The organism is Kribbella catacumbae DSM 19601 (genome assembly GCF_000372465.1).
In the GTDB taxonomy this organism is placed as follows: Bacteria; Actinomycetota; Actinomycetes; order Propionibacteriales; family Kribbellaceae; genus Kribbella; species Kribbella catacumbae.
Genome location: NZ_AQUZ01000009.1, coordinates 186,417 through 200,129, shown reverse-complemented (window position 1 = coordinate 200,129; position 13,713 = coordinate 186,417). Strand labels below are relative to the sequence as shown.

The window sequence follows — 13,713 nt, the reverse complement described above, 5'->3', positions numbered from 1 at the left end:
TCAGGCCTCCAGTGCTTTTGCCACGATCGGCGCCAGTTCGCGCAACGCCCTACCGCGGTGGCTGATCGCGTCTTTCTCCTCGATCGACAACTCGGCCGTGGTCACGTCGTACCCGTCGGCCTGGAAGAGCACGTCGTACCCGAACCCGCCGGTGCCCCGCAGTTCGCGGATCACCGAGCCGTGCATCTCGCCGCGCAGGATCACGTCTTCCGCCGCCGGCCGCACGAACGCGACCGCGGCCACGAAGTACGCGCCGCGGCGCTCGTCCGGTACGTCCTCCAGCTGGCCGAGCAGCAGCATGTTGTTCGCGTGGTTGTCCTTGGCCGGTCCCGCCCAGCGCGCCGACAGGACGCCGGGCATCCCGTTCAGCGCGTCGACGCAGATCCCGCTGTCGTCCGCGATGGACGGCAACCCGGTCGCCGCCAGTGCCGCGCGCGCCTTCAGCAGCGCGTTGCCCTCGAAGGTCGGCTCGGTCTCGGCCGGTTCCTCGTACGCCGGTACGTCGGCCAGCCCGAGCACCTCGATGCCGGGGACGATCGGCGCGAGGATGCGCTGGAGCTCCTCGAGCTTCTTCTTGTTGTTCGAGGCAAGCAACACCTTGGTCACGCCAGTGCCTCCAGTTGCAGCTTGGTCAGCTCGGCGCAGCCCGCGGTACCGAGCTCGAGCAGGCTGTCCAGCTCGTTGCGGTCGAACGGCGCGCCCTCGGCCGTGCCCTGCACCTCGATGAACTTGCCGTCGCCGGTGAGCACCAGGTTCATGTCGGTCTCGGCCCGGACGTCCTCCTCGTAGCAGAGGTCAAGCATCGGGGCGCCGTCGATGATACCGACCGACACCGCGGAGACCGAGCCGGTCAGCGGCTCGCCCTTGAGGGCTCTGCGGTCGCGCAGGTAGGAGACAGCGTCAGCCAGCGCGACGTACGCGCCCGTGATCGCGGCGGTCCGGGTGCCGCCGTCGGCCTGCAGGACGTCGCAGTCCAGCAGGATCGTGTTCTCGCCGAGGGCCTTGTAGTCGATCACCGCGCGCAGCGAACGGCCGATCAGCCGGGAGATCTCGTGCGTCCGGCCGCCGATCCGGCCCTTGACCGACTCGCGGTCGGAGCGCGTGTTGGTGGACCGCGGCAGCATCGCGTACTCCGCGCTGACCCAGCCCAGGCCGGACCCCTTGCGCCAGCGCGGCACACCCTCAGTGACGCTGGCCGCGCAGAGCACCCGGGTCCGGCCGAACTCCACCAGCACCGACCCCTCGGCATGGTCGAGCCACTTCCGCGTCAGGGTCACCGGGCGGAGCTGGTCAGGAGTACGTCCATCAATACGAGCCATGCCGGAAACCCTATGCCTGAACCCGCCGCACCTCCGCATCGACGGCCAAAGACCCCGCCGCCGCGCTCCGCGCGGCGGCGGGTGAGGGAAGGCGAATGCCGCCGGGGGGCCGCGAGGGGCTAACGCTGGAGCGACGGTGGGGTGGGGAGCGAGCGGTGGGCGGGGAGCGGGCAGTGGGCGGCAGGTGGAGGTGTTGTCGGGTGCAGCATGGACATGGCCATGCGGGCTGCCCAGGGGGTCAGGTCGCCGGCTCGGCGGCCCAGCCAGGGGACGCCTTCGCGGACCATCCAGACCGCGTCTGCCCACTTCGACGGAGCTTGGCCTGCACAATCCAGAGCTGGCGGTACTGCGATGCGCAGCCCCCGGCGGTGCAGCTCGTCGGCGAAGGCACGGGCCAGTCGGCGGTGGCCGCGTTCGCCGGGGTGCAGGCGGTCGACGCTCCAGAAGTCGCGCCGGTACACCTCCGGGTAGTCGGCCATGTCGATCCGGATGCCGCCGAATCGCGCGTGCAGGTCGTCGTACACGGTGTTGACCTGCTCGATCCGGTGCCACAGCGGCCGGCGCAACCATGACGGCAGGCCGAACACCTGGCCGTGGTCGTGGAAGCGGACGGTCAGCAGCAACGCGCCGCGCCCGGTCAACTGCTCAGCGCAGTACTGGAGACAGTCGCGGATCTGGCCGGCGTCGAAGGTCGACCGCATTGTGTCGTTGACGCCGACGATCAGGGAGGCGAGGTCGATCGGGCCCGCGCCCGTCGACGGGAGTTGGTTGGCGGCGACCAGCGGCGCGGTCGCCCCGCTGGTCGCGAAGTTGGAGAACGTCACACGGTGGGAGCTGCCCAGGGAGTCGGCGAGCAGCGAGGCCCAGCCCCGCCACCCCTCCCCCGGGCGTGCACCGGCACCGGATAGGTCGGTCGTACTGCCGTTCATCGGGTCCCCGACACCCACGGTGGTCGAGTCGCCCAGTGCCACATAGTGGAGGCTCACATTCCGTCATGGTGACGCAGCTGTCCGAGGTCTGCGTGAGGCGGAGATGACCGCTTGGTTGACACCACGGGATCAGAGGGGTGTTGAAGATCGGAACTGTTCAGACATAGGGTTTAGCAATCATCTACGTGCAGGAGTCGCTCGCATGAGTACAGAAGACCTTCGGTTCGGTGTGGTGGGGCTCGGCGCCCGGAGCGGGCTGGCCAGGCATGCCCACTCCCCCAGCGCGGGGTCCCGGATCGTCGCGGTCTGTGACCCCGTCGAGGCGCAGCGGCAGGCGGCGCTCGCGGAGTACCCGGACGCGCAGGCCTACGCCGATCACACCGAACTGCTCGACCTGAAGCTGGACGGCGTGTTCATCACCACGCCGGACGACCTGCACGAGGATCCGGCGATCGACTTCCTCCGGGCCGGTGTCGCCGTCTTCGTGGAGAAACCGCTGGCGATCACCACGTCGGGCTGCGACCGGGTGCTGCAGGCGGCATACGAGACGGGCACCCGGCTGTACGTCGGGCACAACATGCGCCACATGCCCGTCGTGCTGACGATGCGGGAACTGATCCAGTCGGGCGCGATCGGTGAGGTGAAGGCGATCTGGTGCCGGCACTTCGTCGGCCATGGCGGCGACTTCTACTTCAAGGACTGGCACGCGGACCGCCGGCGCAGTACCAGCCTGCTGTTGCAGAAGGGTGCCCACGACATCGATGTGATGCATTGGCTGGCCGGCGGCTACGCGACGCGGGTGAACGCCCTCGGCGGCCTGACCGTGTACGGCGGGATCGAGGATCGCCAGGATCGTTCCGGGCAACGGTTCGCGGACTTCGTGTCGGAGGACAACTGGCCGCCGCTGTCCCAGACCGGGATGGCGCCGGTGATGGATGTCGAGGATCTCTCGATGGCGAATCTTCAACTGGACAACGGCGTTTTCCTCACCTACCAGCAGTGCCACTACACGCCGGACTACTGGCGCAACTACACGGTCATCGGCACGGCGGGCCGGCTGGAGAACTTCGGCGACAGCCCGGGCGGCGTCGTGAAGGTGTGGAACAGCAAGCGGTCCGGCTACCGCGAGGACGCCGACCAGGTGGTCGAGATCCCCGACGCCGAAGGCGGGCACGCGGGCGCCGATCCACGCCTGGTAGCCGAGTTCGTCCGCTTCGTCCGCGACGGCGGCACCACCCTGACGTCACCAATAGCAGCCCGAGCAGCAGTAGCCGCCGGCTACGCCGCAACCACCTCCCTCCGCACCAACGGCACCCCGATCGACATCCCGCCACTGCCCCCAGCCATGACCGAGTACTTCGACCGCGGCCAGACCCGCTAGTGCAGGGCACTAGCTGCCCAGGGCAGGTTCCTCAAAGTTGCAGGGCTGCCGTCGTGGTGGTCAGGTAGTGGTCGGACAGGCGGATCAGGGCGGCGCGGCGCTCGGACGGGGAATCTGCGTCCGCGGCCCGGCCAGTGGCGTACGCCCGTACCAGGTCGTGGAAGGTGTATCTGCCAGGTCCGGCCAACTCGAGCAGATGGTCACGGCGCAGTTGGTCCAGGTGCTCCTGGGCGCCCGGCAAGTCCAGGCCGGTCATCGCTGCGGCGGCGTACGCGTCGAGCTCCTGGCCGGGGTGCTGGGCCGCCAGCCGCAACAGCCGTTGCCGGTCGGCGGGGAGGTGCAGGTACGACACCTCGAGGGCGAGTTCCACGCCAGTGTCCAGCCGTCGATCCTGGTATCGCTCGTCGAGCCGGTCGGCGTGATCGGTCAGCGTCCAGCCCGGCATGGACCGGATGGAGCCGGCGACCAGCCGGAGGGCCAGCGGCAGGCAGCCGCAGCGTTCGGCGATCCGCTCGATGGCGCGCGGGTCCGCACCGACCGGGACCTCGTCTGACGCGTCGGCCAGGAAAGACCTGACCTCCGCCCGGTCGAACACCGGCAACCTGAGGTGGGTCGCGCCGGCCAGGCCGCTGAGGTTGCGGCGGCTCGTGATCAGGGTGTGGCAGCCGGGGGTCCGCGCGATCAATGGCTCGACCTGATCCTCGGTGGCCGCGTTGTCCAGGATCACCAGGGTGCTCCGACCGGCCAGGCGATCACGACAGGCCTTCTTCCGGGCCGGAAGACCGTGCGGGATCTTGTGGCCGGGCATCCCCAGCAGCCGGAGGAATCCATCCAGCACCGCAGCCGGATCGGCCTGCGGCGGGCACCCGGGGTCGAAGCCGCGCAGATTCACGAACAGGACCTGGTCGAAGGCCGCGGCCAGCAGATGGCCCGCATGAACAGCGAGTTCGGTCTTCCCGACTCCGGCCATGCCCTCGATCGAGATCACCACCGCACCCCGCTGCCGCCCATCGGCCAGTGCCTGGCGCAGCCGATCCAGCTCGCGCTTCCGGCCAGTGAACTCGGGCAGATCATCCGGGAGCACGCCCTGGACTCGGACCTGCGCCGCCACCTCGGCCTCACCGGCGACCACCCGGAAGGCCTGCCGCCAATGCGCCACGTATCCCTTGTCCGGCCGCAGGATGCGCACCACGGCAACCGCAAGCTCGGCATTCACCCGACGCCGACCGAGCTTGAAACAGTCCGCGACAGTCGACCGGCGAGCGAGTTCACCCGCCGGGCGGCCGGCTGCGCTCCAGTCCTTGTTGATGCGGGCGGTGATGGACCCGTACGACGGATCGCCGGCCCACACCTTCAGCGACCGGAGTCGCTCCACCAGCTCGTCCAGGCTCCTGGCGCCGCCCGGATCCGGTGCTTCCAGGCCAGGCCGTCGATGATGCGGACTGTCATCCATGCGGTCTCCCCCTCGTCACGAACAGCACTCAAGCTGTACGACGCCGTGGCGCTGCGATATGGGTGCCCCGGCTTCCGGATTCGTCCGGAATTGCCCTGCGCACCCAGCCACTGCCCGAGGGTTGAGCCGGTACTAGGCCAGGAACTCCTTTAGTACTTGACGAAAAGCGGTCGGCTGCTCGCGCCACGGTGAGTGGCCGGCTCCTTCGATCAAGCGCAGCTCGTGGTCGGGGACGTGCTGAGCAAGAGCCTGTACTGCGCTCGCAGGGCGCGGATCGCCCGTGCCGTGCACGAACCAGACTGGCATCGGCAAGCCGGCCACCAGGCTTGCCAGCTCATCGTCGGACCACGAGCCGGTCTCGGCGGTGAGCGCTTGGTTGGCGTCGAAGTTGAGCGTGCGGGACGGCCGCATCCTCCAACGCCCACTGCCAGGCGTGCTCGCGATCAACATGATCCGTGAACCACGACAACGCCCGGAACTCCGTCTCCTCCTCCGGCGATCGCTCTGCTGTTTCAGCCCCCACCCCACCGCCCCGGTCAGAGGTCTGCAAGGCGGTCAGGCGCGCGAGTTGCTCAGACGTCATCCGTCGCGCGCGCTCCTCGTAGTACGGCGTACGCCAGTCACCGAGGCCGACCCCACTGAAGTGACCGACCTTGGCAACGTGCGTCGGATAGGCAGCGGCATACGTCAACGCCAACTTCGCGCCGAAAGAGTGGCCGATGACAACGACCTGCTCGTGTCCCCAGTAGCGGCGGAGTTCCTCGATGTCGTCCTGGTGGCGCCGCATCGTCTGGTCGTCCGACGGGTCCGAGCCACCGCATCCGCGTTGGTCGAACCGGTGCACGACGGTCAGGTCGGCCAGCATCGAGGCCACCGGTGCAAGGTAGTCCCACAGCCCTGGCCCGCCGTGCAACAGGATCACCGGCGGCGCCGCGGTCGCAGTACCGGTTGTCCAGGTGCGCAGACGGATCCCGTCGGACAGGCGGACCAGGTCCATCAGATGTCGAAGGTTGCGTTGGGCGTGGCGATCAGGACTTCGCCGGGGTAGGTGCGCCGGGCACCTATCGCCTGGGTCTCGCGGTTGAACCAGGGCGGGACGTGGGTGATGACGAGGCGTTTCGCGCCGGCGCGTTTGGCGTGCTCGCCGGCGTCGGCGGGGGTGAGGTGGAGGTCGGGCGGGTTGTTCGGGTCGTCGTCGCGCAGCGCGGCCTCGCACAGCATCAGGTCGGTGCCGCGGGCCAGCTCGATCAGGCGATCGTTCGGGCCGGTGTCGCCGGAGTAGACCAGTGACTTGTTGCCGTGCTCAACGCGGATCGCGTACGCCGGAACGGGGTGCACCATCTGGGTGGTGCGCACGGTGAACGGCCCGATCTGCTGGATCTCCTGCCAGGTATGGAACTCCAGCTCCTCTTCCATCCCCGGATCCAGCGGGAGGTCGTAGGCAAGCGCCATCCGCTCGGCGGCGCCCGGCGGGCCGTAGACGGGGATCCTGGGCAAGGGCGAGGACGGCGAGTACTTCGCCGCGACGTACAGGCCGCACAGATCCATGCAGTGGTCGGGATGCAGGTGGGACAGGGTGATCGCGCCGATCTCCGGCACGGACAGGTGTCTTTGCAGCGCGCCCAGCGCGCCGCTTCCGAGGTCGAGGACGAGGTGGAATCCGTCGGCGGTGACCAGATAGCTCGAGGCAGGGGAGTCTGGACCGGGGACGGACCCGGAGCAGCCGAGCACAGTGAGCTTCATACCTTGAACATTACCGGCGGGTTGACGACTTTGCAGGAAACGAGGTGGCGTCGGCGAAGAGCTGATCCAGTTGCCTGCTTATGATTTCGGGCACATCACGGTCCGGTCCGGTGCCATGGACAACATCCGTACCGAGCCGGAATACAGTGGCCAGCGGTCAGCGGACCCAGGCGAACTGGTCTACTCCTGAGATGACCGGGCCGAGGAAGCGCGAACCGATCGCCGCGAATTCCGCCGGGTTGCCGGTGGTCACGAAGCGGTGCCGGGGGGCCGGGAGGTCGTCGGGGCGGAGCAGGCCGCTCTTGGTGAGCACGCCGTAGACGTCCTTGGCGCACTCCTCCGCGCTGCTGACGAGGGTGACGTTGTCACCCATCACGTACGAGATCACGCCGGTCAGCAAGGGGTAATGGGTGCAGCCGAGGATGAGCGTGTCGACCTCGGCCTCGATCAGCGGATCGAAGTACTCGTGAGCGGCCGCGAGCAACTCCGGCCCGGACGTCACCCCGGCCTCCACGAATTCCACGAAACTCGGGCACGCCTGGGTCAGCAGCTGCACTTGCGGGGCAGCGGCGAACGCGTCCTCGTACGCCAGTGATGTCGCCGTCGCCTTCGTGCAGATCACGCCGACATGTTGATTGCGGGTCGCCGCGACGGCACGGCGTGCAGCCGGCAGGATCACCTCGACCACCGGTACGTCGTACCGCTCGCGGGCGTCTCTGAGCATGGCGGCGCTGGCCGAGTTGCAGGCGATGACGAGCATCTTGACGCCGGCTTCGACCAGGTGGTCCAGGCATTCGAGCGCGTACTCGCGGACCTCCGCGATCGGTTTCGGGCCGTACGGCTGGCGGGCCGTGTCGCCCAGGTACAGGATCGGCTCGTGCGGCAGCTGGTCGAGCACCGACCGCGTCACTGTGAGCCCGCCGAACCCTGAGTCGAAGATGCCGATCGGTGCGTCTGCCACGATCCGAACTCTAACTCGCGAGTGCGGAAAGACCGGTAACGGGCAGAGCTGAAGTAAGGCTTACCTGAGTATGCAGAACGACACGCCGGAGTTATCCACATCTTTACTCTCAGGAATTGCATTGTGACGTGACGCGAGCCACTCTTATCGAATGTGTTTCCAACCGCCCCCAGCGATGCCATGAACCTGGTGGTCCAGATCGCGGTGGCTTTCACCTCCACCGACGCACCGAATCCGCACCCCAGCAATGCCGCGGCGGCAGGCTCTGCCGCCGGTCAGGCTGTGGAGACGAACACGCCCAGCACCAGCGCCGAGATCGCGTCGACGCTGGGACCGACCGGCATGCTCCTGCTCCTCGCACTCGCGGTCTTCGCCGTGTACGTCGTGTCGTTGTCCCTGCACCCGAATGCCAAGTGCAATCGCTGCAAGGGCGCCGGCCGGCACCACGGCACGATCTTCAGCTACGCCCAGCGTCCTTGCAGCAGCTGCAAGGGCCGCGGCGTCCATCCCCGACTAGGACGCAAAGTGCTCTTCAAGACGTAAACGGCCGGCGCCACGGCAATTCCCCGCTGTGGCGCCGGACCGCGCCGGACTAGGCCCAGAGCTGGCCTTCGAGGCGGTCTTCCGCTTCGTCGATGGTGCCTTCGTAGGCGCCGGTGGACAGGTACTTCCAGCCGCCATCGGCGACTACGAACGCGATGTCCGCGGACTCCCCGTCTCGGATGCACTTGGCCGCCTGCCCAAGGGCCGCATGCAGGATCGCGCCAGTGGAGATGCCGGCGAAGATGCCCTCGTTGTCGAGCAGTTCGCGGACCCGGCGTACGGCGTCGCGCGGGCCCACCGAGAAGCGCGCGTCGATCAGCGTGGCGTCGTACAGCTCAGGGACAAAGCCCTCATCCAGGTTGCGCAACCCGTAGACCAGTTCGCCGTACCGCGGCTCGGCGGCGACGATCCGTACTTCGGGCTTGTGCTCGCGGAAGAACCGGCCGGCCCCCATCAGCGTGCCGGTCGTCCCGAGCCCGGCGACGAAGTGCGTCACCGACGGCAGGTCGGTGAGGATCTCGCGCGCCGTGCCGTCGTAGTGCGCTGCCGCGTTCGACGGGTTTCCGTACTGGTAGAGCATCACCCAGTCCGGGTGTTCCTCGGCGACCTGCTTGGCCACCCGGACAGCCTCGTTCGAACCACCCGCGGCCGGCGAGGAGATGATCTCCACGCCCCACATCCGCAGGATCTGCCGGCGCTCCGCAGAGGTGTTCTCCGGCATCACACAGACCATCCGGTACCCGCGCAGCTTGGCCGCCATCGCCAGCGAGATGCCGGTGTTGCCCGAGGTCGGCTCGAGAATGGTGTTGCCCGGCCGGAGCCGGCCGTCCTTCTCGGCGTCCAGCAGCATCCGCAGCGCCGCCCGGTCCTTGATCGACCCGGTCGGGTTGTGGTCCTCCATCTTGGCCCACAACCGCACGTCACCCGACGGCGACAGCTTCGGCAGACCGACCAGCGGCGTACCGCCGACGGAGTCGAGCAGGCTGTCGAAACGCATGTCAGCCGCCGGCCACCGCGGGCAGCACGACGACGACGTCGCCGTCCTTGACGCCGGTCTGCAGGCCGCCGGTGAACCGGACGTCCTCGTCGTTCACGTAGACGTTGACGAACCGGCGCAGCTCCTCCGGCTCACCCTCCACGATCCGCTCCTTCAGGCCCGGGTGCGTACCGTTCACGTTGTCGATGAACTCGGCCAGCGTGCTGCCGTCGCCCTTCACCGCCTTCTCGCCCGCGGTGTAGGTGCGCAGGATGGTCGGGACGCGAAGCTCGATCGCCATATCAGTTGTCTCCTTGGTTGCTGTAGTCCGCCACGACCTTGACCTCTTCTTCGGTGACCGCGCCGTCGATGATCCGGTACGACCGGAACTCCACCGGCCCGTCGTACGACGGCGAGTCCGCGCCGTCGCGGGTGGAGACGAGCACGTAGTGCGCGCCCGGCTCCTGGGCCAGGTTGATGTCGGTCCGCGACGGATAGGCCTCGGTGGCCGTGTGCGAGTGGTAGATCACGACCGGTACTTCGTCGCGCTCGTCCATCTCCTTGTACAGCCGGAACAGATCCCCGGAGTCGAACTCGTAGAACGTCGGCGACATCGCCGCGTTCAGCATCGGGATGAACCGCTCCGGCCGATCCGAGTTCTCCGGCCCGGCGACCACCCCACAAGCCTCATCCGGGTGATCCCGACGCGCATGCGCCACGATCGCGTCATACGTAACCGAGTCAATGATGAGCACGCCTCCACGGTAGTGGCCCGCCAAACCCGACCCTGCCACCAGAAGGCTCCGTCCACATCGTGGATGGTTTCGGAGAGTAGCCGCCGGGGGTCGGCTAGCCATCCCCGGCTGCGGAGGGCCGGCTACCAGCGGGTGTGGAGCTGGGGGCGGATTAGTTCGTCGTACACGGTTTGGACGACCTTCAGGTCGGCTTCGGTGAGGGGGGTCAGGGTGGCTGCGCCGATGTTGCCGGCTACCTGGGTGGGGTTGCGGGCGCCGGGGATGACGACGGTGACGCCGGGCTGGTCGAGGATCCAGCGGAGGGCGAACTGGGCCATCGTGGCGCCGGCCGGGACGAGCGGGATGAGGCGTTTGACGGCTCCAGGCCGGTGCTGAAGTCGACGCCGGAGAAGGTCTCGCCGACGTCGAAGGCCTCGCCCTTGCGGTTGTAGTTGCGGTGGGCCTGACCGACCCAGCTTCAGAGGGGTGAAAAGGGGGGCGAATGAGCACAGAGTGTTGGTCAGGCGCTCAGGCCTTGGCCAGCGTCACTGCGAGAGCATCGCCTTCGGCTAGCTCGATCGTCACGGCCAGCGTTTCGGCCATCAGCGTCGTCCGGTGCTCTTCGATCGCCTCTCGGGTGATGGCGTCAGCCGCTAGCTGCAAGGTGATGCGGTCGGTGATGTCCAGGCCCGCGTCGCGGCGGGCCTGCTGGACGGAGCGGATCACGTCCCGCGCGATCCCTTCGCGCTCCAGTTCCGGGGTGATCTCGAGGTCCAGCACCACGAAGCCGCCGTCGGAGAGCAAGCCACTCGCCGTCCGGCCCTCACCAGCACCACCATCCGCGAGCGTGGTCTCCAGCGTGTACTCGCCCTCCTGCAAAGCGATGCCCCCGGCAACGACCTCGCCGGACGCGGAGACCGACCAGTCACCACCCTTCGACGCCTTGATGACCGCCTGTACGTCGCGCCCCAGCCGCGGCCCGGCCGCGCGCGCGTTCACCGTCAGCTTCTGCGAAACCGGCGCATCCACTTCGTCGACCGAGGCCAGTACTACGACCTGCACGTTGACCTCCGCCCGGAGGATCGGCACCAACGCCTCCAACGCCTTCGCATCAGCAGTGGCAACCGTCATCATGCGCAACGGCTGGCGGCCGCGAATCCTCTCCGCCTTGCGAAGCCCAGAGGCGACCGAGCAGACCTCACGCACCCGCTCCATCCGCCGCACCAACGCATCATCCGAGGGAAGGTCATCAACCGACGGCCAGTCGGTCAGATGCACCGAGCGCCCGCCCGTCAGCCCGCGCCAGATCTCCTCAGCCGTCAACGGCAGCAGCGGCGCCACCGTCCGGGTGACCACCTCGAGTGCCGTGTAGAGCGTGTTCAGCGCGTCCTGGAACGTCGAGCCCTTGTCGTCCCAGAAGCGCTCCCGCGACCGCCGGATGTACCAGTTCGTCAGCACCTCCAGATAGCTGACGACGGACTCACACGCCGACGCGATGTCGTACCGATCCAGCCGCTCACGCATCTCGCCGGCGAACACCCGCAACCGCGCCAGCAGATACCGATCGAGCTCCACCTCGGACGAAGCCGACCACGAAGCTGAGGCATCGGCCGCGTTCGCGTAGAGCCCGAAGAAGTACCAGGCGTTCCACAGCGGGATCATCACCTGCCGTACGCCGTCGCGGATGCCCTGCTCGGTGACGACCAGGTTGCCGCCGCGCAGGATCGGGCTCGACATCAGGAACCAGCGCATCGCGTCCGCGCCGTCGCGATCGAACACCTCCCGTACATCGGGGTAGTTCCGCAGCGACTTGCTCATCTTCTGCCCGTCGCTGCCCAGCACGATCCCGTGCGAAAGACACGACGAGAACGCCGGCCGGTCGAACAACGCGGTCGACAGGACATGCATGGTGTAGAACCAGCCGCGAGTCTGGCCGATGTACTCGACGATGAAGTCGCCCGGGAAGTGATGCTCGAACCAGTCCGTGTTCTCGAACGGATAGTGCACCTGCGCGAAACTCATCGATCCCGAGTCGAACCACACGTCCAGGACGTCGGGAACCCGCCGCATCACCGACTTGCCCGTCGGATCATCCGGATTCGGCCTGGTCAGCTCGTCGATGAACGGCCGGTGCAGATCCGGTACGGCGACGCCGAAGTCCCGCTCCAGCTCCTCGACCGAGCCGTACACGTCGATCCGCGGGTACGCCGGGTCGTCCGACCGCCAGACCGGGATCGGTGAACCCCAGAAGCGGTTCCGGCTGATCGACCAGTCCCGCGCGTTCTCCAGCCACTTGCCGAACTGCCCGTACTTCACGTGCTCCGGCACCCAGGTGATCGGCCCGTTCAGCTCGACCATCCGGTCCCGGATCCGGGTCACCTCGACGAACCAGCTCGAAACCGCCTTGTAGATCAGGGGTTTGCGGCACCGCCAGCAGTGCGGGTAGCTGTGCACGTAGCTGTCTTCGCGGACCAGCGCGCCGGCCGCGGTGAGATCACGGATGATGGGCCGGTTCGCGTCGAACACGTGCTGCCCGGCGTACGGCGGAACCACCGTGGTGAAGCGAGCGCCCTCGTCGACCGTCAGCAGGGTCGGGATGCCGACCGCGTCGCAGGCGAGCTGGTCTTCCTCACCATAGGCAGGAGCCATGTGGACCACGCCGGTGCCGTCCTCGGTTGTCACATGCTCGGCGGCGATCACCTGGAAGGCATTCTCAGTGCCCCAGCGAGACGTGTAGGCGAAGAAGTCGAACAGCGGTGTGTAGCGAAGTCCGATCAAGTCCGAGCCTTTGAGCCGCCGGATGACCTCCTCATATCCGTACGCCGCCAGCCGGGCCTCGGCCAGGATCGTCGGCCGGCCTTCCGAGTCGTTCACGACGACATAGTCGATGTCAGGGGCAACGGCCATCGCCAGGTTGCTCGGCAGCGTCCAGGGCGTCGTCGTCCAGGCCAGCAGCCGCTCGCCGGTCTCCAGCGTCACCGCGACGGTGATCGAGGGGTCCTGCCGCGGCTGGTAGACGTCGTCGTCCATCCGCAATTCGTGGTTCGAAAGCGGCGTCTCATCGTTCCAGCAATACGGCAGCACCCGCAGGCCCTCGTACACCAGACCCTTGTCGTACAAGGTCTTGAACGCCCAGATCACCGACTCCATGTAGTCGCGGTTGAGCGTCTTGTAGTCGTTGCCGAAGTCGACCCAGCGCGCCTGCCGGGTGACGTAGGCCTGCCACTCGTCGGTGTACTTGAGCACCGAGGCGCGGCAGGTCTCGTTGAACTTCTCGATCCCGAGTTCCAGGATCTCGGCCTTCGTCTTCAGCCCCAGTACCCGCTGAGCCTCCAGCTCGGCCGGCAGCCCATGCGTGTCCCACCCGAACCGGCGCTCGACCCGCCGCCCGCGCATCGTCTGGTACCGCGGTACGACGTCCTTCACGTACCCGGTCAGCAGATGCCCGTAATGCGGCAACCCGTTCGCGAACGGCGGCCCGTCATAGAAGACGAACTCGTTCGCCCCATCACGACCCGCCGGCCGCTGCTCGACCGACGCCTGGAACGTCCCATCGGACTCCCAGTACGAGAGCACCCGCTCCTCGATCCGCGGGAACTCCGGGCTGGCGCTCAGCCGGTCTCCCGCTGCTTTCGGATAGGTCACCCAGCCGATGCTAGGTCAACTGCCCCGGA

The 13,713-nt window shown here is 67.7% G+C and carries 15 protein-coding genes; 2 read left to right on the top strand and 13 right to left on the bottom strand.

What is annotated here, in order from left to right; genetic code table 11:
* From rdgB to A3ES_RS0112585, 3 genes are all read right to left on the bottom strand, one after another.
* On the bottom strand, positions 1–606 hold the full coding sequence (rdgB, locus tag A3ES_RS0112595; protein WP_020387175.1) for an RdgB/HAM1 family non-canonical purine NTP pyrophosphatase: 606 nt from the start codon (positions 604–606) through the stop codon (positions 1–3).
* Entirely contained in the window at positions 603–1,319 is a 717-nt protein-coding gene (gene rph, locus A3ES_RS0112590) for a ribonuclease PH (RefSeq protein ID WP_026162813.1), read from the bottom strand. Before rph ends, rdgB begins: the two co-directional genes overlap by 4 nt.
* Before the next feature lie 119 nt (positions 1,320–1,438).
* Positions 1,439–2,305, bottom strand: coding sequence for an SGNH/GDSL hydrolase family protein (locus A3ES_RS0112585; protein WP_020387173.1), 867 nt, complete (start codon positions 2,303–2,305; stop codon positions 1,439–1,441).
* A 145-nt stretch (positions 2,306–2,450) separates the two neighbouring features.
* On the opposite strand from A3ES_RS0112585, the gene A3ES_RS0112580 reads away from it, so the two are divergent.
* Positions 2,451–3,629 carry a Gfo/Idh/MocA family protein gene (locus A3ES_RS0112580; RefSeq protein WP_020387172.1) on the top strand — a complete coding sequence of 393 codons (1,179 nt, stop codon included), beginning with the start codon at positions 2,451–2,453 and terminating at the stop codon, positions 3,627–3,629.
* A gap of 31 nt (positions 3,630–3,660) precedes the next feature.
* Here the strand turns inward: A3ES_RS0112580 and A3ES_RS47060 are convergent, their stop codons facing one another.
* The 5 genes from A3ES_RS47060 to murI form a co-directional block, all read right to left on the bottom strand.
* Entirely contained in the window at positions 3,661–5,082 is a 1,422-nt protein-coding gene (locus A3ES_RS47060; RefSeq protein WP_020387171.1) for an NB-ARC domain-containing protein, read from the bottom strand.
* Positions 5,083–5,214: 132 nt separating this feature from the next.
* Complete coding sequence (locus A3ES_RS57030) at positions 5,215–5,493, bottom strand: alpha/beta fold hydrolase (protein ID WP_051084698.1); 279 nt, start codon at positions 5,491–5,493, stop codon at positions 5,215–5,217.
* Entirely contained in the window at positions 5,417–6,079 is a 663-nt protein-coding gene (locus tag A3ES_RS47055; RefSeq protein ID WP_051084697.1) for an alpha/beta fold hydrolase, read from the bottom strand. Before A3ES_RS47055 ends, A3ES_RS57030 begins: the two co-directional genes overlap by 77 nt.
* Positions 6,079–6,825 carry an MBL fold metallo-hydrolase gene (locus tag A3ES_RS0112565; protein ID WP_020387170.1) on the bottom strand — a complete coding sequence of 249 codons (747 nt, stop codon included), beginning with the start codon at positions 6,823–6,825 and terminating at the stop codon, positions 6,079–6,081. Before A3ES_RS0112565 ends, A3ES_RS47055 begins: the two co-directional genes overlap by 1 nt.
* A gap of 157 nt (positions 6,826–6,982) precedes the next feature.
* Positions 6,983–7,786: a glutamate racemase gene (murI, locus tag A3ES_RS0112560; RefSeq protein ID WP_020387169.1), complete on the bottom strand. Its 804-nt coding sequence runs from the start codon at positions 7,784–7,786 to the stop codon at positions 6,983–6,985.
* Positions 7,787–7,939: 153 nt separating this feature from the next.
* Between murI and A3ES_RS0112555 the strand changes: the two genes are divergently transcribed.
* Positions 7,940–8,329: a hypothetical protein gene (locus A3ES_RS0112555; RefSeq protein WP_237744934.1), complete on the top strand. Its 390-nt coding sequence runs from the start codon at positions 7,940–7,942 to the stop codon at positions 8,327–8,329.
* 49 nt (positions 8,330–8,378) lie between these two features.
* On the opposite strand, the gene A3ES_RS0112550 is transcribed toward A3ES_RS0112555, so the two are convergent.
* From A3ES_RS0112550 to ileS, 5 genes are all read right to left on the bottom strand, one after another.
* A complete protein-coding gene (locus A3ES_RS0112550; protein ID WP_020387167.1) occupies positions 8,379–9,326 on the bottom strand; it encodes a PLP-dependent cysteine synthase family protein in 948 nt (315 codons plus the stop codon).
* A gap of 1 nt (position 9,327) precedes the next feature.
* Positions 9,328–9,606: a MoaD/ThiS family protein gene (locus A3ES_RS0112545; protein WP_020387166.1), complete on the bottom strand. Its 279-nt coding sequence runs from the start codon at positions 9,604–9,606 to the stop codon at positions 9,328–9,330.
* 1 nt (position 9,607) lies between these two features.
* Complete coding sequence (locus A3ES_RS0112540) at positions 9,608–10,060, bottom strand: M67 family metallopeptidase (RefSeq protein WP_026162812.1); 453 nt, start codon at positions 10,058–10,060, stop codon at positions 9,608–9,610.
* Positions 10,061–10,182: 122 nt separating this feature from the next.
* Positions 10,183–10,377, bottom strand: a complete 195-nt coding sequence (locus A3ES_RS52520; RefSeq protein ID WP_026162811.1) for an aldo/keto reductase — start codon at positions 10,375–10,377, stop codon at positions 10,183–10,185.
* Between the two features lie 190 nt (positions 10,378–10,567).
* Positions 10,568–13,684: an isoleucine--tRNA ligase gene (ileS, locus tag A3ES_RS0112530; protein WP_020387163.1), complete on the bottom strand. Its 3,117-nt coding sequence runs from the start codon at positions 13,682–13,684 to the stop codon at positions 10,568–10,570.
* Positions 13,685–13,713 lie beyond the last annotated feature (29 nt).